General features: G+C 65.8%; 24 protein-coding genes and 3 tRNA genes. 15 read left to right on the top strand and 12 right to left on the bottom strand.

What is annotated here, in order from left to right:
• Window positions 1-251 precede the first annotated feature (251 nt).
• A tRNA-Ala gene (locus WIX41_RS15270) sits at window positions 252-327 on the top strand.
• A gap of 173 nt (window positions 328-500) precedes the next feature.
• Here the strand turns inward: WIX41_RS15270 and WIX41_RS15265 are convergent.
• The gene (locus WIX41_RS15265) at window positions 501-1,598 is read right to left on the bottom strand and encodes an alpha/beta hydrolase (protein WP_339448920.1); all 1,098 of its coding nucleotides are present in this window, start codon (window positions 1,596-1,598) and stop codon (window positions 501-503) included.
• Between the two features lie 106 nt (window positions 1,599-1,704).
• Window positions 1,705-2,526: an AraC family transcriptional regulator gene (locus WIX41_RS15260; RefSeq protein WP_339448918.1), complete on the bottom strand. Its 822-nt coding sequence runs from the start codon at window positions 2,524-2,526 to the stop codon at window positions 1,705-1,707.
• 74 nt (window positions 2,527-2,600) lie between these two features.
• Here WIX41_RS15260 and WIX41_RS15255 point away from each other — a divergent pair, with 74 nt between their 5' ends.
• The 7 genes from WIX41_RS15255 to dxs all read left to right on the top strand — a co-directional run bounded on the left by WIX41_RS15255 (window position 2,601) and on the right by dxs (window position 10,343).
• Window positions 2,601-3,791 carry a YbfB/YjiJ family MFS transporter gene (locus WIX41_RS15255; RefSeq protein ID WP_339448917.1) on the top strand — a complete coding sequence of 397 codons (1,191 nt, stop codon included), beginning with the start codon at window positions 2,601-2,603 and terminating at the stop codon, window positions 3,789-3,791.
• Between the two features lie 184 nt (window positions 3,792-3,975).
• Window positions 3,976-4,051, top strand: a tRNA-Phe gene (locus WIX41_RS15250).
• A gap of 295 nt (window positions 4,052-4,346) precedes the next feature.
• The gene (locus WIX41_RS15245; protein WP_339448916.1) at window positions 4,347-4,886 is read left to right on the top strand and encodes a lipocalin family protein; all 540 of its coding nucleotides are present in this window, start codon (window positions 4,347-4,349) and stop codon (window positions 4,884-4,886) included.
• 194 nt (window positions 4,887-5,080) lie between these two features.
• Complete coding sequence (locus tag WIX41_RS15240) at window positions 5,081-5,566, top strand: LEA type 2 family protein (RefSeq protein WP_339448914.1); 486 nt, start codon at window positions 5,081-5,083, stop codon at window positions 5,564-5,566.
• Between the two features lie 49 nt (window positions 5,567-5,615).
• A complete protein-coding gene (locus WIX41_RS15235) occupies window positions 5,616-7,406 on the top strand; it encodes an acyl-CoA dehydrogenase C-terminal domain-containing protein (protein WP_339448912.1) in 1,791 nt (596 codons plus the stop codon).
• 264 nt (window positions 7,407-7,670) lie between these two features.
• Window positions 7,671-8,330, top strand: coding sequence for an HNH endonuclease (locus WIX41_RS15230; RefSeq protein WP_339448911.1), 660 nt, complete (start codon window positions 7,671-7,673; stop codon window positions 8,328-8,330).
• A 114-nt stretch (window positions 8,331-8,444) separates the two neighbouring features.
• Entirely contained in the window at window positions 8,445-10,343 is a 1,899-nt protein-coding gene (gene dxs / locus WIX41_RS15225; protein ID WP_339448910.1) for a 1-deoxy-D-xylulose-5-phosphate synthase, read from the top strand.
• Between the two features lie 78 nt (window positions 10,344-10,421).
• On the opposite strand, the gene WIX41_RS15220 is transcribed toward dxs, so the two are convergent.
• The 4 genes from WIX41_RS15220 to WIX41_RS15205 form a co-directional block, all read right to left on the bottom strand.
• Complete coding sequence (locus WIX41_RS15220; protein WP_339448909.1) at window positions 10,422-10,964, bottom strand: DUF3011 domain-containing protein; 543 nt, start codon at window positions 10,962-10,964, stop codon at window positions 10,422-10,424.
• Between the two features lie 166 nt (window positions 10,965-11,130).
• Entirely contained in the window at window positions 11,131-11,334 is a 204-nt protein-coding gene (locus WIX41_RS15215) for a hypothetical protein (RefSeq protein WP_339448908.1), read from the bottom strand.
• A 109-nt stretch (window positions 11,335-11,443) separates the two neighbouring features.
• Entirely contained in the window at window positions 11,444-12,778 is a 1,335-nt protein-coding gene (locus WIX41_RS15210; RefSeq protein WP_339448906.1) for a sensor histidine kinase, read from the bottom strand.
• Entirely contained in the window at window positions 12,775-13,449 is a 675-nt protein-coding gene (locus tag WIX41_RS15205) for a response regulator transcription factor (RefSeq protein ID WP_339448904.1), read from the bottom strand. The genes WIX41_RS15210 and WIX41_RS15205 overlap by 4 nt, the downstream gene beginning before the upstream one ends.
• Before the next feature lie 114 nt (window positions 13,450-13,563).
• On the opposite strand from WIX41_RS15205, the gene WIX41_RS15200 reads away from it, so the two are divergent.
• From WIX41_RS15200 to WIX41_RS15175, 6 genes are all read left to right on the top strand, one after another.
• The gene (locus WIX41_RS15200; RefSeq protein ID WP_339448902.1) at window positions 13,564-14,340 is read left to right on the top strand and encodes a MipA/OmpV family protein; all 777 of its coding nucleotides are present in this window, start codon (window positions 13,564-13,566) and stop codon (window positions 14,338-14,340) included.
• 2 nt (window positions 14,341-14,342) lie between these two features.
• Complete coding sequence (locus WIX41_RS15195) at window positions 14,343-14,576, top strand: hypothetical protein (RefSeq protein WP_339448900.1); 234 nt, start codon at window positions 14,343-14,345, stop codon at window positions 14,574-14,576.
• Between the two features lie 37 nt (window positions 14,577-14,613).
• Window positions 14,614-15,036, top strand: a complete 423-nt coding sequence (locus WIX41_RS15190) for a hypothetical protein (protein ID WP_339448898.1) — start codon at window positions 14,614-14,616, stop codon at window positions 15,034-15,036.
• Window positions 15,037-15,132: 96 nt separating this feature from the next.
• Window positions 15,133-15,618 (top strand): hypothetical protein, encoded by a 486-nt coding sequence (locus WIX41_RS15185; RefSeq protein ID WP_339448896.1) that lies wholly within the window; start codon window positions 15,133-15,135, stop codon window positions 15,616-15,618.
• A gap of 74 nt (window positions 15,619-15,692) precedes the next feature.
• The gene (locus WIX41_RS15180) at window positions 15,693-16,463 is read left to right on the top strand and encodes a transporter (protein ID WP_339448895.1); all 771 of its coding nucleotides are present in this window, start codon (window positions 15,693-15,695) and stop codon (window positions 16,461-16,463) included.
• 58 nt (window positions 16,464-16,521) lie between these two features.
• On the top strand, window positions 16,522-16,863 hold the full coding sequence (locus WIX41_RS15175; protein WP_339448894.1) for a type II toxin-antitoxin system HicB family antitoxin: 342 nt from the start codon (window positions 16,522-16,524) through the stop codon (window positions 16,861-16,863).
• Between the two features lie 65 nt (window positions 16,864-16,928).
• Here WIX41_RS15175 and WIX41_RS15170 read toward each other — a convergent pair whose 3' ends face one another.
• Window positions 16,929-17,102 carry a DUF1328 domain-containing protein gene (locus WIX41_RS15170; protein ID WP_339448892.1) on the bottom strand — a complete coding sequence of 58 codons (174 nt, stop codon included), beginning with the start codon at window positions 17,100-17,102 and terminating at the stop codon, window positions 16,929-16,931.
• A 477-nt stretch (window positions 17,103-17,579) separates the two neighbouring features.
• Entirely contained in the window at window positions 17,580-18,044 is a 465-nt protein-coding gene (locus tag WIX41_RS15165; RefSeq protein ID WP_339448890.1) for a GNAT family N-acetyltransferase, read from the bottom strand.
• A 362-nt stretch (window positions 18,045-18,406) separates the two neighbouring features.
• Here WIX41_RS15165 and WIX41_RS15160 point away from each other — a divergent pair, with 362 nt between their 5' ends.
• Window positions 18,407-18,808, top strand: a complete 402-nt coding sequence (locus WIX41_RS15160; protein ID WP_339448888.1) for a hypothetical protein — start codon at window positions 18,407-18,409, stop codon at window positions 18,806-18,808.
• Between the two features lie 1,373 nt (window positions 18,809-20,181).
• On the opposite strand, the gene WIX41_RS15155 is transcribed toward WIX41_RS15160, so the two are convergent.
• The 4 genes from WIX41_RS15155 to pheT all read right to left on the bottom strand — a co-directional run bounded on the left by WIX41_RS15155 (window position 20,182) and on the right by pheT (window position 23,366).
• Window positions 20,182-20,258 (bottom strand) — tRNA-Pro (locus WIX41_RS15155).
• 67 nt (window positions 20,259-20,325) lie between these two features.
• Window positions 20,326-20,682, bottom strand: a complete 357-nt coding sequence (locus WIX41_RS15150; protein ID WP_068853353.1) for a MerR family transcriptional regulator — start codon at window positions 20,680-20,682, stop codon at window positions 20,326-20,328.
• Window positions 20,663-20,962: an integration host factor subunit alpha gene (locus tag WIX41_RS15145; protein ID WP_005410432.1), complete on the bottom strand. Its 300-nt coding sequence runs from the start codon at window positions 20,960-20,962 to the stop codon at window positions 20,663-20,665. The genes WIX41_RS15150 and WIX41_RS15145 overlap by 20 nt, the downstream gene beginning before the upstream one ends.
• Before the next feature lie 25 nt (window positions 20,963-20,987).
• Entirely contained in the window at window positions 20,988-23,366 is a 2,379-nt protein-coding gene (gene pheT, locus WIX41_RS15140) for a phenylalanine--tRNA ligase subunit beta (RefSeq protein WP_339448885.1), read from the bottom strand.
• Between the last annotated feature and the right edge of the window lie 11 nt (window positions 23,367-23,377).

Here is a 23,377-nt window from a genome sequence, read left to right as displayed (position 1 = left end):
AAGTGGTCCTCTTTACGCAGGGAAAGACGACAAGCACATGGCTTTCGATTCCACCAAACCATTGATACAAAAGGAATGCCCCCGGTCGCATCTTCACAAAGCCGGTTTTCCGTTCAGAAACGGAAGCGGCCAACGGCGCTGCCCGGCCCCGGGTCCGATGGCCGCACTCGCCGCGAGACGCTTGGCAGCGTGGTACGTGCGGCGCTACACTTGTTCACATCGCGGCGCCCACGCCGCGTAGCAGTGCACATGGGGCCATAGCTCAGCTGGGAGAGCGCGTCGTTCGCAATGACGAGGTCAGGAGTTCGATCCTCCTTGGCTCCACCACATTCCCGCCGTCGTCCTCCGGAAGGCAGCGAAACGAAAAAGCCACCCAGCGGGTGGCTTTTTCGTTGGTGGATGCACGGATGCACGTTGGCCGCCCAACCGATGCGCCAATCAATGCGCCGACCGGCGGTAGAAAGGCGTTTCCGTTTCCCGTTCCGTTCCCATCGACGGTTTCAGCGGGCGCCGTCGCCTGCACCCTCGGCGATGGGGCGGACCAGCTGCACGAGAGTGAGCAAGGTCTTGCCCGGCTCTTCGATCATCACTTCGTGCGCAGACTGCTCGAACCACACCAAGTGCTTGCTGGGTGCCTTGACGGTCTGGAACCAGTGTGCGGCCAGCTCGGAGGACACGTTGTAGTCATGCCTGCCCAGGAACAGGAACAACGGGGTCTTCAACTCACGCACCGCTGACATATCCAGGGTCAGCACCTCGCTGAGCAGGTGCTGCATGGAGAAATCATTGCCCTTCCATATACCGGCCACGTCCTGGTCTGTGTACTCGGGGGAGAGTTTGATGGCAGCCGCTTCCGCATCACCGCCTCGGCGGTTGTGAACCATGCCGCCATAGTGGTTAAGCCACTTGCGCTGCTTGAACAATTTCTCCAGCGGCACCGACGTGCTGTCCTGCGCGTAAGGCACCAATGCTTCCAGCTCGGCCACTGCCTCTGCGTTGCCGTCATCCCGGGCCTGCTGCAGCGTCCACGCCCAGCCCCGGCGCTCGCTTTCAGGGGCGTTGGATACCTGACCGATGCCGATGTAGGCATGCAGCCACTCGGGCCGACGCTGCGCCAGTTCCAACCCCAGGTAGCTGCCCCATGATTGGCCCAGCACGAAGATTTTTTCCTTGCCGAACTCGCGGCGCAGCCAGGCCACCATTTCCTCGCTGTCGGCGATCATCCGTTCGCGGGTCATGGTCGGTGCGACGTGCCCTGGATCGTTGGCAACGTAAGTCTTGCCCGCACCACGCTGGTCCCACTGCACAACGGTGAAGTACTCCTCCCAGCCGCGCTGGAAGTACCAGCTGGTCGGCATGGCCACCCAGCCTGGACCGCCGTGCAGCATCAGCAGCACCGGGTTGCGGTGATCGTTTCCGCGGATCGAGACCCATTGGTCGATCCCACCGATGCGCACTTTTTCCAGCCGCTCGATACCGTCGTCGGCGACCACCTTGCGCAGGTCGGCGATGACCTTCGTCGCCTCGGCACGGGTGTGGGGGCCTGGGGCAGACTGGCCAGCCGCCTGCAGCGAAGGGCAGAACCACAGAGCGGCCATGAACAGCAAACCGGCATTCCAGTATCTCATCAGCGGACGTACCTTGGCAGGAGCGGTACGCCGATTGTGTCATGTGCCGGCGTTGTCCCTGGTTGGCGGCCGTTCGTCAGTCCACGCCGCGCAATCGCCGCCACTGCAGCGGGCTCACGCCCATCTCGACACGGAACATGTAGTTGAACGCCGACGCCGAGCCATAGCCAAGCTCATGCGCGATCGCGGTCGGCGAGCGCCCCTGCGCCAGCCATTCGATCGCGCGCAGCAGTCGCAGGCGGGTGCGCCAGGTACGCAGGCTCATGCCGGTCTCGCGCTCGAAGTGTCGCGCCAACGTACGCGGCGATGCACCCAGAATGCGCGCCCATTCCTCAACGCCGCGCGCATCGGCAGGCTGGTCGTGCAGTGCCTGGCACCAGCGCTGCAGCCGCGCATCCTGCGGCCACGGCAGGTGGCGTACATGCTGGCGCTGGCGGCGCAGCTGCGTGGTGACCAGCGCGCTCAGGTGCGTGTAGTAAACCGCATCGTCTTCCGGCCGCACCTGCCCGAGCTCCACGATCAATTCGCGCAGCAGCGGCGACACATCCAGCACCGCGCACTGGTCCGGCATGCCCAGCGCCGGATCGTCGGCCACGTACAGGTTGCGGAAAGCGGCCGCGCTCAGTGCGCCAGTGTGATGGACCATGCCGGTGGGCACCCACAGCGCCTGCTGCGGGGTGATCACATGCCGCGCATTGCGCGCCGTCACCTGCAGCACGCCGTGGGTGGCGAACACCACCTGGTTCCAGTCGTGCGCATGTGGCGGGAAACGCTCGCCGGCTGCGAGCTCCTGGCTGCGCGCCATCACCGACCACGGCAGCGCACGTAGCGGTGGCACCGGGACTTCCTTCCAGGGCCCGGCAAGCGCGGAAGAATCCTCGTGGCTGCTGATCGACATGATGCGGCATTCTATCGAAAGACAGCCGCCACGCGCCTGATCGACCATGGCCACGCTTCCCTTCGGCTCCCGCCATGTCCCTACCGCATGCCCACCCCATCACGTTGCAGCCCTGGCAGGTCATCGGCGCCGGGATCTGCGCGCTGATCCTCACCGTCGGGCTGGCCCGCTTCGCCTACACCCCGCTGCTGCCCCTGATGCGGGTCGATGCCGGCCTCAGCGCCGCACAGGGCGGCTGGCTGGCCACCTTCAACTACCTGGGTTACCTGCTTGGCACCCTGCTGGCCGCACGCGTGGGCGACATGCAGCAGAAGTTCCGCTTCTACCGGATCGGCCTGGTGCTGGCGGTCGTCGCTACCGCCCTGATGGGGGCCACCACCCAGCCCTGGCTGTGGGGCCTGCTGCGCTTCGTGGCCGGCCTGTCCAGTACCGCCGGGCTGCTGCTGGCTTCCGGGCTGGTACTGAACTGGCTGCTGGCCAACAAGCAGCGCCCACGCCTGGGCCTGCATTTCGCCGGGCTGGGCCTGGGCATCGTGGTATCGGGGCTGGCCACCGGCCTGCTGGCAGGGCACGCCCATTCCAGCGCGCAATGGGCCTGGCTGGGTCTGCTCGGCGCGATGTTCCTCGTCCCGGCATGGTTCTGGATGCCGCCGCCCACACCGAGCTCGGCCGCCCAGGCCGCGCAGGCTCCGCCGCCGCCCAGCCGGCGCTGGCGCCAGCTGCTGGTAGCGGCCTACTTCTGCGCCGGCATCGGCTTCGTGGTCAGCGCCACCTTTATTGTCGCCATCCTCGAACAGACCCCCGCCTTCGGTGGCCATGGCAGCGCGGTGTGGGTACTGGTCGGGCTGGCGGCGGTGCCGTCCACGTTCGCGTGGGACCGCATTGCCGCGCGACTCGGCCTGATCCGCGCCCTGATGCTGGCCTTCACCCTGCAGGCCGCCTCGTTCGTACTGCCGCTGCTGGACAACGGCCTGGCCGCCGGGCTGGGCAGCGCGCTGCTGTTCGGGCTGACCTTCGCCGGCATCGTCAGCCTCACCCTCACCGTGGTCGGCCGCCACTACCCGCACAACCCGGCCAAGGCCATGGCCAACCTCACCCTCAGTTATGGCGTGGCCCAGATCCTGGCACCGGCGCTGGCCGGCACCCTGGCCCGCAGCAGTGGTTCCTACCAGGCATCGTTGCTGCTGGCGGCCATCTTCATGGCCATCGGCATCGTCCTGCTGGCGGCCATGCCTGATGACGCGGGTGATCGTGCACCGCGCTGAGCCTGTGCGCGGCGCGCGTGGATGAACAGCGGTTCATGCGCGGCGCGCACGCGCGATCAAACACTTAAGCCGCCACGTTGCGCCCGCAGCAACGAATGTGAAATTTTTTGGTCGAAACGCTTGCCGAACCCTGCAGACCTCCGTATTATTCGCGTCCTCGCCAGCGGCAACGCAGCGATGAAGTGGCCGAGTAGCTCAGTTGGTAGAGCAGGGGATTGAAAATCCCCGTGTCGGCGGTTCGATTCCGTCCTCGGCCACCATGAAATTTGAAGACCTGCAGAAATGCAGGTCTTTTTTTTTTGCACAAGTGCTGGCTGCAGTACGGCCTGCAGACGATCAAGCAGCCCGCGCGCGAACAGAGGCGGCAATGTTCGTGCGCGGGCTGCTCATCCCACGCTCTCCAGATATCCGCTCGCGTACGCGTCCCCACTGAACTGATTGATTCAGCCTATCCATTAGCCAGCGGAGACCCGTCCGCCGCGCCCGGGATGACGAATCCTTTACACCTCGGCTCATCACGCCCCCTAAGCTCGGGCCTCCTGCCGGGAGACCTCCATGCGCCTTCGCCCTGCACTACTTGCCGCCGCACTGTTGCTGGCCTCCCTCACTGCGCACGCGGTGGAGCCGGTGCGCTCGGTGCCGCAGCTGGACATGGGCCGCTACGCCGGGCAGTGGCATGAAATCGCGCACCTGCCGGTGTCGTTCCAGAAGAAGTGCGTGGGCGACATTACCGCCACTTACGCGCTGCGCGCCGGTGGCCGCATCAGCGTGCACAACGTGTGCCGCACCGGCGATGGCGACCACATTGCGACCGAAGGCGTGGCGCGGCCGGTGGAAGGCAAACCGGGCCAGCTGCAGGTTCGCTTCGCGCCGGACTGGCTGGCGTGGGTGCCGCTGGTATGGGCCGATTACTGGGTGATCGCGCTGGACCCCGACTACCAGTGGGCGGTGGTCGGTGACCCGGACCGCAAGTACCTGTGGATCCTGTCGCGCTCGCCGCGGATGGATGCGGCGCTGTTCGCCAGCCTGAAGGACAAGGCTGAAGCGATGGGATATGACCTGGCGCCGCTGAAGGTGATGGCGCCGGTGGATTGATCGCCGTCGCGCCTGAAACCTGAATGCACCTTCGCGTGCCTTACGATGCGTATCGACCAACGGTCGATACCTACCGGTCTGTGACCCGCGGTCGATAGCCACCGGTCATGGGCCGGTCCCGGCCATACCCGCACAACAACCATACGCAGTAGTATGCTTTCATCCACGCAGTACCTGCACGAGGATTTGCGCCCATGTTCCACCGCCTTCGTACCGCCCTCACCGTTGCCCTGCTGGCCGCCACCGCCGTTGCATTGACCGCCTGCAACACCAACGTCAAGCGCGTTTCGCCGCCGGCTGCCAGCGTGCAGCAGCTGACCGTAGGCGCCAACGGCAACTGGACCCTGGCCCTGCGCCTGCAGAACTTCAGCTCCATGCCCATGACCTTCGACAGCGTGGACCTGCAGATGCAGGTCGGCGACCAGGACGCGGGCAAGGTGAGTGCACGGCCGGCCATCTCCATCGGCGGCGTGTCGGCCGACGTCATCAACGTTGAACTGCAGCCTTCTTCGGCTGCGCGCATCGTGGTCGCCGACGCCCTGGCCGGCAACCGCACCCTGGGCTATTCGCTCAAGGGCACCGTTGCAGCCACGCCGCAGGAAAAGAAGCAGCGCAGCTTCGAGATCGACAACCGCAGCACCCTCAACCAGGCCCCCGGCCTGCCCGGCGTGCTGCGCTGAACCCTGCACTACCCTTGCCTGTTCCTTTGTACCTGATCGAGACCTGACGATGAGCAGCTACACCGCCCCGCTTTCCGATATCCGCTTTGCCCTGCACGACGTGTTGAAGGTGGAGCAGCTGTTCGCTCGCCTCGGTTTCGCCGACGCCACCACCGACGTGGTCGATGCGGTGCTGGAAGAAGCCGGCCGCTTCAGCACCAGCGTGCTGGCGCCGCTCAACAGCGTGGGCGATGAGATCGGCTGCGTGCTCGACCAGGCCAGCGGTGACGTCACCACCCCGCCCGGCTTCAAGCAGGCCTATGCCCAGTTCGTCGATGGCGGCTGGACCGGCCTCACTGCAGCGCCCGAACTGGGCGGCCAGGGCCTGCCGCACACGCTGGGCGTGCCGCTCAACGAAATGATCAACGCCGCCAACCTGGCCTGGGGCAACTTCCCACTGCTCTCGCACGGCGCGATTGAAGCGCTCAAGCAGCACGGCGAAGCGTGGCAGCAGGATGCCTTCCTCAAGCCGCTGATCGAAGGCCGCTGGACCGGCACCATGTGCCTGACCGAACCGCATTGCGGCACCGACCTGGGCCTGCTCAAGACCAAGGCCGAACCCAATGCCGATGGCAGCCATGCCATCACCGGCACCAAGATCTTCATCACTGCCGGCGAGCACGACCTCACCGACAACATCGTGCACCTGGTGCTGGCCAAGCTGCCCGACGCCCCGGCTGGTGCCAAGGGCATTTCGCTGTTCGTCACCCCGAAGTTCAAGGTCGACCGTGACGGCAATGTGGGCGAGCGCAATACGCTGCGCTGTGGTTCGATCGAGCACAAGATGGGCATCAAGGGTTCGGTCACCTGCGTGATGAACTTCGACGGCGCCGAAGGCTACCTGGTCGGGCAGCCGCACAAGGGCCTGCAGGCGATGTTTACCATGATGAACACCGCGCGCCTGGGCGTGGGCCTGCAGGGTATCGGCCTGTCCGAGCGCGCCTACCAGAACGCGCTGAAGTACGCGCGCGAGCGCCTGCAATCGCGTTCGCTGAGCGGCCCGAAGAACCCGGACAAGCCGGCCGACCCGATCCTGGTCCACCCCGACGTGCGCCGCATGCTGCTCTCGATCAAATCGCTGGTGGAAGGCAGCCGCCTGCTGGCGCTGCACGCGGCCACCCTGATCGACGTGGCCCACCACGCCGACGATGCCGGCGAGCGCGAGCGCGCCGAGACCCTGGTGAGCTTCCTCACCCCGATCTCCAAGGCGTGCCAGACCGAATGGGGCATCGAAAACACCTATAACGCCCTGCAGTGCTTCGGTGGTCACGGCTACATCCGCGAGCATGGCATGGAGCAGTTGGCGCGCGATGCGCGCATCACCACCCTGTACGAAGGCACCACCGGCATCCAGGCGCTGGACCTGATCGGCCGCAAGACCGCCGCCAGCCAGGGCGCCGGGCTGAAGCTGATGCTGGCCGAGATTGAAACCTTCGCCAAGGCCAATGAAGGCAACGAAGCGCTGGCCGAGTTCATTGCCCCGCTGCGCGCCAAGGCCGACGAATGGGGCAAGTTGACCCTGGCCACCCTGCAGCGCGCGGCCGCCAACCCCGACGAACTGGGCGCGGCCAGCTTCGATTACCTGTTCTACTCCGGCTACGTGGTGCTGGCCTACTGGTGGGCACGCAGCGTGGCCGCCGCCGATGCCTCCGCGCAGAGCGACGCGTTCAAGCAGGCCAAGCGCGAAACCGCCCGCTTCTATTTCGCCCGCATGCTCCCGCGCACGCTGGCCCATGCAGCCGCGATCGAAGCCGGTGCGGAATCGCTAATGGCGATGGACGACGCGCGTTTCGGCGAGTAAAGCGTACCCGGTAGCGCCGGCCGTTGGCCGGCCCTCATGAACGGTGATGGGCATGCAAGGGCCGGCCAACGGCCGGCGCTACCGGGGCGGGCGCTCGCCGGCGGCGCGGGGCTTAGGTGTCCCAGGCACCACTCCGACCGCTACCCGGGTCATTGAAGGGATACGGGAAGGTCAACCGACCAACGGTCGGTTGCTACCCGGAACGAACCTCTGGTTCGTTCCCATACCCAAATTGCAACCAATCCGGTATAAGCTGTTTTCCCGATGGAGACAGACACTACAAGCTTAGGTCTGATCGATACCGGAGCCTCGTCCGCCCCGGTCGCCGAGGTATCGCCGATCATTACCCTGCATCGGCCCGGCAGCGTCCGCCTGCTGTCCCTGGATGCCCATGGCCGCGTACTGGACTGGATCAACTGGCAGGATGCCGCCTGCCTCTACTCGCGTGACGCCGTCGCCTGGACCCTGGGCGATCCCTGCCTGCACATCCACGGCGGCATCAACCGGCTCACCGGCCTGCAGAGCGGGGTCGACCTGCACCCGATCATCGCCGCGCGCGGCCATGCCCGTTCACGGGCGCTGGATCCCACCCCGAACCTGTCCAACCAGGCACTGTTCGCGCGCGATGCGCACCTGTGCCTGTACTGCGGGCAACAGTTCCACCGCCCGCAGCTCACCCGCGACCACGTCATGCCGCTGTCCAAGGGCGGCCTGGATGTGTGGGAGAACGTGGTGAGCGCCTGTTTCCACTGCAACTCGCGCAAGAGCGACCGCACCCCGCAGCAGGCCGGCATGCCGCTGCTGGCGGTGCCCTACCGGCCCAGCTGGATCGAACACATGATCCTGTCCAACCGCAACATCCTGGCCGACCAGATGGCGTTCCTGAAGGCGCAACTGCCCAAACGCTCCAAGCTGGCCGCCTGACCCTGCGACAGGTTGTCGCAGGCGCCCTCACTGTCTGCTCACCGGCATGGCGGTTTGCTTGCCCCACCCCGGTTTGGGGGCGAAAATAGGCGCTTGAGAAGAAGCGCGATAAAAATGATCGATTCCGCACGCTATCCCCGCCTGTCGCGCATCCAGAATCCGGATGACCTGCGCAGGTTCGATGAATCCGAACTGCCCGCCATCGCAGATGAACTGCGTGCCTATCTGATCGAGTCGGTGGGCAAAAGTGGCGGCCATTTCGGCGCCGGCCTGGGCGTGATCGAACTCACCGTAGCCCTGCACTACCTGTACCAGACCCCGGTCGACCAACTGGTGTGGGACGTGGGCCACCAGACCTACCCGCACAAGATCCTGACCGGCCGCCGCGACGAGATCCACACCGTCAAGCAGAAGGACGGCGTGGCGCCGTTCCCCAAGCGCGAGGAAAGCGAGTACGACACCTTCGGGGTCGGCCACTCCTCCACGTCCATCTCCGCCGCGCTGGGCATGGCCATCGCGCGCCAGCTCGAAGGCGATGACCGCAAAGTCGTGGCGGTGATCGGTGACGGCGCGATGACCGCCGGCATGGCCTACGAGGCGCTCAACCATGCCGGTGGCATGGAGCAGGAACCGAACCTGCTGGTGATCCTCAACGACAACAACATGTCGATCTCCGAAGCCGTGGGCGGGCTGACCAAGATGCTCGGCCGCGCCACCGGCAGCCGCACCCTCAACGCCCTGCGCGAGGGCGGCAAGCGCATCCTGGGCGACAAGAAGAAATCCCCGTCCGCCCGCTTCGTCAAGCGCTGGGAAGAACACTGGAAGGGCATGTTCGTGCCGTCCACCTTCTTCGAGGAAATGGGCTTCCATTACACCGGCCCCATCGATGGCCACGACGTGCCTGCGCTGGTGGCCACGCTGAAGACGCTCAAGGGCCTCAAGGGCCTGAAGCTGCTGCACGTGATGACCACCAAGGGCAAGGGCTACGAGCGCGCCGAGGGCGACCAGATCGGTTACCACGCGGTGGGCCCGTTCGACCCGGACAAGGGCCTGGTGGCCAAGGGCGGCGCCAAGAAGCCCACCTACACCGATGTGTTCAGCGACTGGCTGTGCGATGCCGCCGCCGCCGAACCGCGCCTGCTGGGCATCACTCCGGCCATGCGCGAAGGCTCGGGCCTGGTGCGTTTCAGCAGGGAATTCCCGGAGCGCTATCACGACGTCGCCATTGCCGAGCAGCACGCAGTGACGCTGGCTGCCGGCATGGCCACCCAGGGCGCCAAGCCGGTGGTGGCGATCTATTCCACGTTCCTGCAGCGCGCCTACGACCAGCTGGTGCATGACGTGGCGGTGCAGAAGCTGGACGTGCTGTTCGCCATCGACCGCGCCGGCGTGGTCGGTCCCGATGGCGCCACCCATGCCGGCAACCTGGACTTGAGCTTCCTGCGCTGCGTGCCGCACATGGTGGTGATGGCACCGGCCGATGAAGCCGAATGCCGCCGGATGCTCAGCACCGGCCTGCAATACGACGGCCCGGCTGCCGTGCGCTACCCGCGTGGCAGCGGCACCGGCGTGGATGCCGGCAACGACCTTGCCACGCTGGAGATCGGCAAGGCCGACCTGCGCGTGCAGGGCAGCCGCATCGCGCTGCTCGCGTTTGGCAGCACCGTGCCGGCGGCGGAAGCGGTTGGGCGCGAGCTGGGCCTGAGCGTGGTCAACATGCGCTTCATCAAGCCGCTGGACCGTGCGCTGCTGCTGGAGCTGGCCAAGACCCACCAGGGCTTTGTCACCATCGAAGACAACGTGGTGGCGGGCGGCGCCGGTTCGGGCGTGGCCGAACTGCTCAATGCCGAAGACGTACTGCGCCCGTTCCTGCACCTGGGCCTGCCCGACGGCTTCCAGCATCACGCCAGCCGTGAAGACCTGCTGGCCGAAGCGGGGATTGATGCAGTCGGCATCCGCGCGGCCGTGTTGAAGCGCTGGCCGAACCTGGGCAGCCAAGCCCTGAGCGCCTGACCGTGGGGTCGTAGAGCCACGCCCTGCGTGGCTCTACACAGGGGTTCCGGCGTTGCGACGCCATGTAACCCGGCGCCCTTACCGGATTTCGAACTCCGCGCGGCAACCGCCGTTGACCCAGACGCCATCGCGGTCCCAGCCCCAGTTGCGGCCTTCCACGCAGGCGGTGCGCGAGGTCTGGCGGATCAGCCGCGCCTCGCGGCGGATGCTCACGTTGCAACGGCGCAGGCGCTTGTCGTTGGAATCGCAGCTGATCACCTGCCCGCGCCCACCCCCCCAGCCACCCCCGTTGTTGCCCCACCCGTTGCCATTGCCATGCGAGGGCCGCCGGCCTTCGGCAATGAACTCCGCGCGACACCCACGTGTGACCCATACGCCATTGCGCGCCTGGCCCCAGGTATCGCCTTCGATGCACGGGGTGCCGGAAATCTGCCGCACCAGCCGCGCGCGACCATCGATCGGGCACTGCTGGGTACGGCCCTTGATCGATTCGCAGCGCACCGGGCCATCGTTGTAGCCATTGTCACGGTAACGGTCGTACTGCTGCGCCTGGGTGGTCACGCCAGCCGCCAACATCGCTGGCAGCAGCGCCCACACCCACTTATGCGTTCCGTTCGCCATCGCGTTGCTCCTCATGCCTGCCTCGAACCGTTTTGTGAACAGGCACAGGATCAGGCAAGCGGAGCCCTTCGCCTATAGGCCGAAGGTCGCTCATTTCAGGGTCGATTCAACTAGCCAACGCGCAGCTGACCCGTTTCCCAAGCACGCGGTCACGCCCGACAATGGCTCAGCCGTAGCGCACCACGTCGACGAATGCGTCCTGCACTTCCACCCGCACGGCAATGCTGCGCCCGGTTTCGGCGTGCTTTTCGCGGGCCAGGTTGTCGGCGAAATCAAAGGCCACCGCGCCGTCGGCAAACGCGGCGGTTTCGTTGCGGCTGGGATCAAGAACGCGCCAGCGGCGGTCCGCGTGCTGCACGGTGATATTCATGGTGCACTCCGGGTCTATCCCTCACCCGTACCATACGGCCGAAGCCGACACAGAACTATCGGATTAGTCTGATATTGGTATCCGCCCTATACCCGGCCCAGCGCTTTCCCTATACCACCGGCAAGCTCATCACGAACCGCGCGCCGCCGCCGGCTGCTTCCTCGGCCACGATGCTGCCACCGTGGCGCAGCATGATTTCACGCGCCAGATACAGCCCCAGCCCGCTGCCACTGCCGCTGGGGCGCAGCCGGTGGAACGGCTCGAAGATCGATTGCCGCGCCTGCTCGGGCACCCCATCACCCTCATCGCTGACCGACAGCACCCCGGTTGGCTGCAGCTCCACCACCACCAGGCCGCGTCCACCACCGTGGGCGATGGCGTTCTGCAGCAGGCCGCTGATCACCCGGTGCAGCGCATCGGGATCGCCCAGCACCCAGACCGGAGCCTCCGGTGCCTCCACCGCGAACTCGTAGCCGGCATCGATCAGCAACGGGGCGACATCCGCAGCCACCTCGCCGGTCAGCGCGGCCAGGTCGATACGCTGGTGCTGGCTGCGGTGATGATCCAACCGCTGCAGGTCCAGCAACTGCTCGGCGATGTTGCTCAACCGCCCCAGGTCGCGCTGCAGGCGCGAACGCACCTGGCCCGGCGGCAGGTCGGCGATGCGCGTGGCCAGGATCGCAATCGGCATGCGCAGCTCATGCGCCGCGCCAACAAGGAAGCGATCCTGAGCGTCGTAACTCTCGCCAATACGGCGCACCGCCGCATTGAACGCATCCACCAGCGGCACGATCTCGCGCGGCACCGCATGCGTATCCAGGCCGCGCCCGCGTTCGGTGATCTGGATCGCGGCGGCCTGCGCGGCCACCCGGTTCACCCCGCGCAACGAGCGGTGGATCGCCCACGGCGCCACCACCAGCGTGATCACGATCAGCGGCAGCGTGATCCAGCCACCCAGGTAACCAATCACCACCAGCATCTGCCGCCACAGGCCGCGATGCGGAATGCCGCCCAGCATCACGTGGATGCGGCCGCCATCGGGCTCGGTCACCCAAACCCGCATCGCCAGTTCCACCCCGTGGGTGCGCGTGCGCACATCGGTGGGCTCCACGTGCTGCAACTGCTGCACCAGCGGGCGGAAGGCCGGCGGCACGTTGCCCTGCTCCAGTCGCCGGCCCTGCTCGTCGGCTGCGGCAAACCAGAACGATGCGGGGCGATCGGGCACGGCGACATTGACCGCGTCCCAGTCCACCCGCAGCGCATCGCCATCGACGTGGATCGCCTCGGCCACCAGTTGACTGGTTTTCCAGTCGATATAGGCCGCGCCACGGTCGCCATACATCAGCACCATGCCGGTCAGGCCCACCGCCACCATGGTCATCTGGATCAGGCAGATCTTCCAGGCCAGGCTGAAGGACAGCGAGCCGGGTTTGAGGAACTTCATGTGGTTTCCTTGAGCAGGTAGCCGATGCCGCGCATCACGTGGATTTCCACCTGCGCATCGACATCGGCCAGCGCGCGGCGCAGCTTGGAGACATGCGCATCCAGTGCGTTGGATTGAATCTCATCATCGAAGCCATACACCGCCTCCTGCAGCGCCGCGCGCGCCACCGTGCGGCCCTGGCGCAGCGCCAGTGCTTCCAGCACCAGCAACTGCCGCCGTGGCAGCGCCAGCAACGCACCGGCCACGCTGGCCTCGCGCGCCACGAAATCGAACTGCAGCCGGCCCAGCGCCAGCACCGGCAGGGTGATCTGCGCCGGCCGCCGCGAGATCGCGCGGATCCGCGCCAGCAGCTCTTCCACCGCGAAGGGTTTGGTCAGGTAATCATCAGCGCCCACGTCCAGCCCCACCACGCGGTCGGCCACCGAATCTCGCGCGGTGAGCATGATCACCGGCAGGTTGGGAATGTGGCTGCGCGCCACGCGCACGAAGTTCGCGCCATCGCCATCGGGCAGTTGTCGGTCCAGCAGCAACACCTGGTGCACGCCCGACTTCAGCGCTTCGGCGGCCTGCGCCATCGACACCACCAGGTCCACCACCATGCCATGCCGGCCCAGGCTGGCCTGGATGGCACCGGCCAGTTCGGGGTCGTCTTCGAGCAGCAGGATGCGCATGGCAACGGGCAAGGGGAGGATGGGCGCCGATGGTACCGCGCCGGCCGGCGCAACGTTCCCACAATGTCCGGGGGACACCATGGGGGTTTGATCGTCCCCCCAGGAGCAGTACCCATGCAGATCGGTTCACGGAAGGCAGCGGCAGCAGGCATCACCCTGCTGGGCCTGCTGGCCAGCGGCAGTGTGTTGGCCCAGGCCGCCCCCGGCGCAAAACCCCGCAGCAGCCTGGGGCTGGCCGTGGTGGCACAGAAATCGCCCTATGCCGGCTATGACACCGACGTGCTGCCCGCACCGGTCATCAACTACGAAGGAAAGAGGTTCCATTTCCGTGGCGGCAGCATCGGCTACACGTTGTTCGACAACGACCGGACCGACGTTTCGCTGCTCGCACAGCCGCACGTCATGCGCTTCAAGCGCAAGGACACCGACGATGCGCAGCTGCGTCAGCTCGACAACCGCAACCTCTCGGCGATGGCCGGCATGGCCGTGCGCCACACCGCACCGTGGGGCGTGCTGCAGGGCAATGTGCTGGCCGAAGTGAGCGGCCACGGCGGTGGCCTGGCGGCCGACGCCAAGTACGCCTATCCAATTCCAACCGGCAAGGTCGTTCTGATTCCCGGCGTAGGCGTGAACTACGCCAGCAGCGCCCTCAACGATTACTACTTTGGCGTGAGTGCCGACGAAGCGCAACGCAGCGGCCTGGCCCGCTACAAGGCCGGCAGCGGCGTGGCGCCGTACATGGATGTCACCGCGCTGATGCCGCTGGGCGCGCACTGGACCGCCACCGCATCGCTGCGCCGCACCCTGCTGTCCAGCGCGGTGAAGGACAGCCCGATGACCCGCGGCGACCACATGGATACCGCGCTGCTGGCGCTCACATACGGATTCTGACCATGCGCGAAGGCATCGTACGCCGTGTCGCCAACGTAGCGCTGCAGATCGAGCCGGACCGCAACCAGGTACTGCAATGGATACTGCACGCCCCTCTGGCCGCCCTGGGCGGCCACACCACCTTCGAACTGGCCTGCAATGGCCAGGGCGAACGGGTGATCGCCCTGCTGCATGGGGTGCTCGCGCAGGCGGGCACCACGCCGCCGCAGCTACCGCAGGCGCAGCCCGCGCCGTGATTGGCGCTGCACGCCCATTCCCACCGCTGGAGCCCGCATGAGCCGACCCTTCCCGATGCTGAGCACCGACGAACCCGCAGACGCACCGGCACTGGCTGCCGCACTGGTGGAATTCGACCGCGCCGTACAGGCGCTGGTCGAACAGGACCCCGCCCCTTACGGGCGCTTTTCCCGCGCCTATGTCACCGCGATCTTCCGTGCGTGCCTGCTGCCGCCCGAACCGGGCGCAGGTGTGCCGCGCGGACGGCCGGACCCGGAAATCGCACAGGCACTCAAGCACTGGATCCAGGCGCAGCTGCTGCGCCACCCCGGCGAAGGCGACGACCATCGCCTTACCGCCGCGCGCCGCGCCGCGCACGGTTTCTGGCTGCAGTCCATGGCCTGCCCCATCGACGATGACGGGCAACCGCGTGCCGCCCGGCTGCTCGACGGGCTGCTGGCACTGACCCGTCCGGAGTGAACCGCGCGGAGGGTGGTTTGCGACTTGTTGCGTTGAAAACAGGGACCGGCAGGGGCACTGTCGCGCTTCCATTCCAGCGCACTGGACGAGCCGCCCATGCGAATTCCCTCCGATATTCCGCCTCTCCTGTCACCTCGCGTTGAATCGCCCAGCCCGCTCACCGAGGCGGTCGGCCCCGACGCGCCGGGCTGGCAGGATGTCGCCGATGCGTTGGATGCCATGACACCCTCGCCCCCAGATGAAGGCGACCACGCGCAGGACCACGACGAAGAGGGCGGACGAAAGGGCCTGCATTGGGCCGATCCGGAAGAAGAAGAAGAAGAAGAAGACGCCCCGCCACTCGACCACGAGACGGCACGGCGCCCTGACCTCGGCAATGGGTTCTGGGTGCTGCCCGAGCTGCGCTCGCTCCTGCCGCGCGTGCACATGCACAGCCGAAGCCCGTTGATCGCCGAGCCCTCGCGCCCCCTGTCGACGGACCTGCCTGGTCGGCGCCATACCAGGCAGGGCCTCGATGACGGCGATGAGGATGCCCGCCAGGATGAGGACGCCGAGCAGGACAACGGTCGCTCTGCCGGATAGCCGCCGCCACATCGTCACGGCGCGTTGCCAGCGCCTCGCTAGGCTGCTGCTGTCTCCCGACAGCAGGTGTGGCAATGCGTGGTGTGATGGCGGTGATGTTGCTGGCGCTGGCCACGCCCGCGTGGGCGCAGCAGGAGGAAGCGGAAACACCGGCGTTCGACCGACCGGGACTGGGTTTTTCGGCTTCGGTGCTGCCGCAGGGGGGCGTCGCACTGGAGCTGGGCCTGCCCAGCTACGAACGCAACCGCGATGACGACGGCACGCGCACCACGCAGTACAGCACCGACCTGCTGCTGCGGGTTGGCCTGGGTGCCAACCTTGAACTACAGGCCTTCGGCAGCCCCTGGAACCGTCTGCGCGAAGCCCCGCGCGACGCGCCGTCAGCCACCACACGTGGCGCGGGCGACAGCGGCGTGGCGCTGAAGTTCGCCCTCCCCATTGATTCGGACCGGCATTCGGTAGCGCTGCTCGCCAGCACCAGTTTCGATACCGGCTCGCGCGGGTTCAGTGAAGGCGGCACCCAGTACCAACTCGGCGCCAGCTACGAATACACCTTCAACGACCAGTGGAGCGGTGCGCTTTACGCCAACGCCACCCGCGGCGCGGGCGAAGACGCCTTCAGCTGGTCGCCCAGCCTCAGCCTGGCCGTAAGCGACACCGTGAGCACCTACATTGAAGCCGGTTTCACCCACACCAACGGCGAATCTTCCACTTCCGTGGCGGGTGCGGGCATCACCTGGATGGCAGCCCGAAGGGTACAGCTGGACGCCTCGTTCGACGTGGGCCTGGACAGCAACAGCCCGGATCTACAGGCGGGGCTTGGGGTGTCGTTCTATTTCGAGTGATCGTCGGCCTGACACGCGACTCAACCCGTCGGAGGGCGGCATAAACGAGCTCAATGGAATGACCTGGATCATTTCAGAAAATCGCGTGGACACCTTCATCAACGCATGCATTTCTACACTCATGAACTGCCCTCACCTTTACCCCGTTTACATCCACCACCAGCAGGACTGCGCATATGGCGCCATCGTCCCTGACCTGCCTGGCGTCCATTCCGCTGCGGACGAGCTCACGCAACTTCCTCAGAAGATCCGGGAGGCGACGGCATTGATGTACGACGATGGGACCACGCTTCCGCCCCCGTCGTTGATCACCGCGTATCTGGCCGAACCGCAGTACCAGAATGGATTCTGGATGCTGTTTGACATCAGCCCAGCCACGCGCTCGAGCCCTGCCCGCTGAACCAAAAAAGCCTGCGCATCGCTGCGCAGGCTTCTTCGGCGGTGTGACACGGTACGACCCTGGGGTCAGGTCACTTTCTTGGCGATCGTCATGCCCAATACGAACAGGATGACGGCGATGATGATGCCGGCCCAGAACAGGAACTTGGCCACGCCAATGGCGGCGCCGCCGATCCCGGCAAAGCCGAGCGCGCCGGCGATGAGGCCAATGATGGCGAAAATGATGGCCCACTTGATCATGTTGTTCCTTTGCCCGAATTGCGGGTTGGCTGACAGGACTCCACGCTAGCGGTGCGCGTGTGCCGCAACAGTGAATGGGGTGCGTGAACGACGTGAAATCCCCACCTGCAGGTGAAGACCTTGGCTACGTATTCAGCAGCACTTGTAGGGGTTTTCCGACGAATGGTAGGGGGCAATTCTGAGTGGCCTTTCGCAAGTGGTTGATTTGCAAGCTCGCTCACCGAGCCTCTCATCACACCACTGAATGTGTGACCATTGCCCCAGTTTCACCGGCTGGTCACAATGCTGACGTCCCACAACGGCCTTCCAGCCATGCGCGCATTCGTCACCCGGCAGCATCCCGCCCTGCTCAAGGTCTACTTCGTGGCCTGCTACGTCGTGCTGATTGAAGAAGTGATCCGCGCCGTCAACTGATGCACCTGGCGCTGGCCGCATCGGCCAAGGTGGAATCACGTTGGCGCTTTGTGAAGGCAACGCCTAGCGGCGGTTGACCTGCTCCATCGGCTGATACACCAGGCCCAGATACTCCCCCGCCTCCCCCGATATCCGGAACCCATAACGCTCGTAGGCCGGAACCGAGCTCAACGACGCCCGCACCGTAACCACCTCGCTGCGTGCGCACTCCAGCAGCGCCTCCATCAGCGCCCGCCCAACCCCCTGCCGCTGCCATCCCGGCGCCACGAACAGCGTCGCTACGTGCTGCCCACCCGCCAACTCGGCCACGCCGATGACCTGCCCGGCGGTCTCGAACACGAACATGTCGTTATCGTCGGACATGCGGTCGGCGAAGCCCTCCATCGACACGATCCCGGCAAAGGTCTCAACGCCCAGCGGCGACAGCGATGGCGCCACCGCGTCCATGAAGGACGCCATGCACACCGCACTGGCCTGCTCCAGATCGGTGGCCCGTAGTCGCCGTACCGCCATAGGGGTGTCCTCCATTAAAACCGGTTTGAAACTGACATCTGGATAGTAGCTGGCGCGACGCAGCCAGCGCAGAGCCCCCACACAGAATGCACCCAGCGCACAAACCAAGCGCGTCGTGCGGCACGGTTTGATCCAGGAAAACCTCTCTACCGCACAGTTCGTCGCGCCAGCCGTTGACGGCCTGTCTCATCGCACGCAGCATCCGTCCGTCGCCGCACATTCGGCGACCGGAATTGGCGTTCTGAGTCAAAGGCGCACCAGCGCCCATCGGCATTCCGCAGGGCGGTGGATCTCATTTCTACTGAGGAATTCCGCAATGTCCAACGATTCTCTGGCGGCCCCGACCCGCGTCACCGTCCACCTCGCTCGATACTTCGGTGACATCTCCGACGCTCTGGAATGCGTGGGTCGAGCTCGAAGAACGCCTGGCCGCCACCACCCGACCGCTTGATTCGCTGACTATCGGCGAGATCATGCAAGCTCTCTCCGAGACTCGCTGTGGAAGGTCCCCGAACGCGGGCAACTTCGTGAAGCGCATGATCGGCGAACACGATCCCTCTCGACACGATCTGTTCCGCGTCATACGCAAGCTGTTTCGCATCTACGATCTGCGGATCATCGAGCTGCTGGAACTGATCGATGTGCTGGAGCGCTGCCCTGGCAATGTTGAGGACATGCCGATAAAGAACCTGCTGGCACTGATTGCCATCGTGGACATCGAAGAAGAACCCCTCGCTCCTTTGCCGATGAAAGAGAACGACTCGCCGAGCATGCACTAGCGCATTCGACGCGATGTCCGGCACGCCAGATCATGTATGACTCCATCGTGCGCATGAGAAACGACACTCATCGTCGCTTCTTCTAACGTCAGCGTACTGATCTGTCCATTTGCCTATGCGGTCACGATTGGGCCTAGCTGGCTTCGCTAGGCTCCGATCATCCGATCAGGAAGCACCCGGAACGCATTGTCGGGTTGCGAGTGCGGCAATCATGGAGCTGTGGTGAAGCATCCGGTATGGCACAAGGAAGTAAGACTCCAACACCCTACCAACGGTTCGGAAGTGTTCGGGATTCTTCCAGAAATATTGGTTCACCGAGGGCCGCGTTTCCCGGCTGGCCCCGTCTACCTGAAGTACGGCGCGCACCGTGGCCCTAGTCGTGGTTTCGGATTTGAACACCTGTGGAAAGCGCACTTTCACCACATCGGGGACCACGATGTCGCACTCCTTGCGGTGCGAAAGCACGTTGCGGAGTGCCTCGCGGGCCCAGTCACGGTGTTCTACCAGATGGAACCGCGCTTGGAGACAGCGAGATTCAGGGTAGGCAATGTGATCCTTGAGCACATCAGCCGACCGGAAAGCCACTACTCCGTAGTGTCAGGAGGCTACTGCCGCGATGGCAAAGGAATTCAAGTCGGGCGCGTCAGTCCGCAACGAACGAAAAAGGCCCCGTGAGGGGCCTTGTTTCGTGTTGGACGGCAATGACGCAGCTATCTCCTTAGCAGGCCTCTCGTGTCACCACGGAGGGGGGTCGGAGCATCCCAGCCAAGCTGGGCAATCATCGCAATGCTACTTGTCGTTTAGTAGCCGGGCCCTCTGCGGATGTAGCCTTAAACATCGACCAAGCAATCACCGCCGGCTCTTTGCCCATCACCAACGTCGAGAACTCTACCTCCAATCTGGGTGGCGCGCAACGCAGGCGCACCGAATGTGTGACTCACCGCTAATGTTCATTAACACCTGCATTAAGTTGCGATGAGCACTCCTGGCCAGCGTCGTCGGCACGCGTGGGCGCCAAAAGCGCTTGTGATCTGGCGCGAGAAACCCGTTCCGTAGGGTGGCTCTGTGGAGTTCAGTTCCGACTGGGCCGGATGTCGCTAAAAGCGTCGAGCGCACTTTTCATGCTGAACCCGCGGCTAGGCGCTTTGGCCAGTGCTTCGGCGATATCCTCTGCCCGCACGGCCATACTTCCCTGCTTCTTTCGGCCAACTGGTGCGTGCCTGATAGCGTCATCAGATCTCGATGACGCATTCGCCCTCCTCCGGCCGCGAACGTCGAATCGTCACCATGCTTTTCTCCTGCACGATGAAACACCACCAAAACAAAAAAGGGCCCGCACCAGAAGTGCGAACCCTTGATCGTGTCACCAACAATGGTCGGGACGGCCGGATTTGAACCGACGACCCTCTGCCCCCCAGGCAGATGCGCTACCAGGCTGCGCTACGCCCCGATGTTGCTGGTGTTGTCCCCGCCTCTCAGCGGGCCGACGAGTATAACCGGTTTGATCGAAAAATGGTTCAGCGACGCAGCAGCTGGAGCACTTCTTCCAGCTCCATCCGCGTCTGCTTGATGATCTGGTTGCTCAGTGCGGACTCGTCGCGCGCGCCGGCACCTTCCAGGCGCAGGCGGGCACCGCCGATGGTGTAGCCCTGCTCATACAGCAGGCCGCGGATCTGGCGCACCATCAGCACATCGTGGCGCTGGTAGTAGCGGCGGTTGCCACGGCGCTTGGCCGGTTCCAGGCTGGGAAATTCGGTTTCCCAGTAGCGCAGCACGTGCGGCTTTACATCGCACAGCTCGCTGACTTCACCAATGGTGAAGTAGCGCTTGGCCGGTATCGGCGGAAGTTCGCGGTTACTGCCCGGATCCAGCATATGCCTCCACCCTTTCCTTGAGCTTCTGGCCCGGACGGAAGGTGACCACCGTACGGGCGGAAATCGGAATTTCCTCGCCAGTCTTCGGGTTGCGGCCCGGGCGCTGGTTCTTGCGCCGCAGGTCGAAGTTGCCGAAGCCGGAAAGCTTCACCTGGCGTCCCTGCTCCAATGCTTCACGCAGTACATCGAAGAACGCGTCGACAAATTCCTTGGCTTCGCGCTTGTTCAGACCCACTTCGTCGAACAGCTTTTCGGCCATCTCAGCCTTGGTCAATGCCATTGCCTGCTACCCCCATGCTGCCCGCTCAACCGCGGATCCGGGCGTGGTGTTCACGCTCCATTGCGGCCACCGCCTCGGTGACCACCGCATCCACGTCGCGGTCCGTCAGAGTGCGCGACTTGTCCTGCAAAATCAAGCCCATAGCGAGACTCTTGAAGCCCGGCTCGACCCCCTGGCCCACATAGCGGTCAAACAGGGTCACCTGGCGCAGCAGCGGGCCCACGGCCCGGCGCAGGGTGGCTTCCAGGTCCGCCCAGGCGGCCGCTTCGGGCACCAGGAAGGCCAGGTCGCGGCGCACGGACGGGAAACGGGACAGCTCGCTGGCGCGCGGCAGGCTGCGGGCGGCCAGCGGGGCCAGGTCCAGTTCAAGGCCGAACACGTCCACGTCGATGTCCATGGCCTTGGCCAGGCGCGGATGGATCTGGCCGATCCAGCCAATGCTGGCGCCGTCGCGCAGGACCTCGGCCGAACGCGCCGGGTGGCCGTACGGGCGGGTGGCGGGCACGAAGCTGAGCGCGGCGCCGGAGGCGGCGGCCAGCGATTCCAGGTCGCCCTTGAGGTCATGGAAATCGACCTTGCGGGTGGCCAGGCCCCACTGCTGCGGGGTGGCGTCGCCACACACGGCCACGGCCACGCGCTGGGTTTCCAGCGGCGCAGCGCCCTGCCCGGCCTGCGGGTGGAACACACGGCCCAGTTCGAACAGGCGCACGGTAGTCTGCTGGCGGGCGGCATTGCGGCCCAGGGTGGCCACCAGGCCCGGCAGCAGCGCCGGGCGCATCACCGCCAGCTCGGCCGACAGGGGATTGGCCAGGGCCACCACGTTGTCCTGCAGCTGCCACTGGGCCAGCAGGCCGGCGTCGACGAAGGCGTAGTTGATGGTTTCCTGCAGGTCGCGGGCCACCAGTTGGCGGCGCGTGCTCAGGTCATCCAGGCGGGTTTCGCTGGGCATGGCGATCCGCGCGGCACCGCCCGGCAGGGTGGTGGGGATGCGCTCGTAGCCGTGGATACGGGCCAGCTCTTCAATGAGGTCTTCTTCGATGGCGATGTCGAAGCGGCGGCTGGGCGCGGTGACCTGCCAGCCATCGGCGGCGGCGGCCACGTCCATGCCCAGCGCACGCAGGATGCGCTCCACGTCGGCATCGGCAATCTGGATGCCCAGCACGCGGGCGATGCGCGTACGGCGCAGGCCGATGGTCGCGGTGGCCGGCAGGTCGCTCTCGCGCACGGCTTCGGTCACCGGGGCCGGGGTGCCGCCGGCCAGGTCCAGCACCAGGCGGGTGGCGTATTCGATGGCGGTGCGCGGCAGCGCCGGGTCCACGCCACGCTCGAAGCGGTGGCCGGCGTCGGTGTGCAGGCCCAGCTTGCGGCCACGGCCCATGATGGCGGCCGGCGCGAAGTGCGCGGCCTCCAGGAACACGGCGGTGGTGTCGTCGGTGACGCGGGTGTCGAAACCGCCCATGATGCCGGCCAGGCCGACCGGGCGGTCGGCGTCGGTGATCACCAGGAAACCGTCGTCCAGTGCGGCATCGCGGCCGTCCAGCAGCTTCAGGGTTTCACCGGCGCGCGAACGGCGCACGGCGATGCTGCCCTGCAGGGTGCCCAGGTCGTAGGCGTGCATCGGCTGGCCCAGTTCCAGCATCACGTACTGGGTGATGTCGACCAGCAGCGACACCGGGCGCACGCCGCTGCGGCGCAGGCGCTCGGCCATCCACAGCGGGGTGGCGGCGCGCGGGTTCACGCCGTCGATCACCCGGCCCAGGTAACGCGGCGCTTCAGCACCGGCGTCCAGCGCAATGCTGAGTTCGCGGGTGCCCACGGCGGCAACCGGGGTGGCGTTGAACGGCACCACTTCACTGGCGCACGCGGCGGCCACGTCGAAAGCGATGCCGCGCACGCTGAAGCAGTCGGCGCGGTTGGGGGTGAGTTTGATCTCGATGCTGGCGTCGGGCAGGCCCAGGTAGTCCACCAGCGACTGGCCCACCGGGGCGTCGTCGGGCAGCTCGAACAGGCCCGAGGCGTCGCTGTCCAGGCCCAGTTCCTTGGCCGAACACAGCATGCCGTTGGAATCCACGCCGCGCAGCTTGGCCGCCCTGATGTTGAAGTCGCCGATCTTCGCGCCGATCATCGCCAGCGGCGCGACCAGGCCGGCGCGCGCATTGGGCGCGCCGCACACGATCTGCAGCTGCTCGCCCTGCCCGGCATCGACCTGGCAGATCTGCAGGCGGTCGGCTTCGGGGTGGCGCTCGGCGGTGACGATCCGCGCCACCACCACGTGGTCCAGGCTGGCACCCAGGTCGGTGACCTCTTCGACTTCCAGGCCGATGGCGGTCAGCACCGCGCTCAGCTCGTCGCGCGAGGCGGTGGTGGGAACGTGGCTGCGCAGCCAGTTTTCAGAGAATTTCATGGTGTCACCCT

The organism is Stenotrophomonas sp. AB1(2024), from assembly GCF_037482345.1.
Lineage (GTDB): Bacteria > Pseudomonadota > Gammaproteobacteria > Xanthomonadales > Xanthomonadaceae > Stenotrophomonas.
This window is presented reverse-complemented; position numbering and strand designations above follow the sequence as displayed.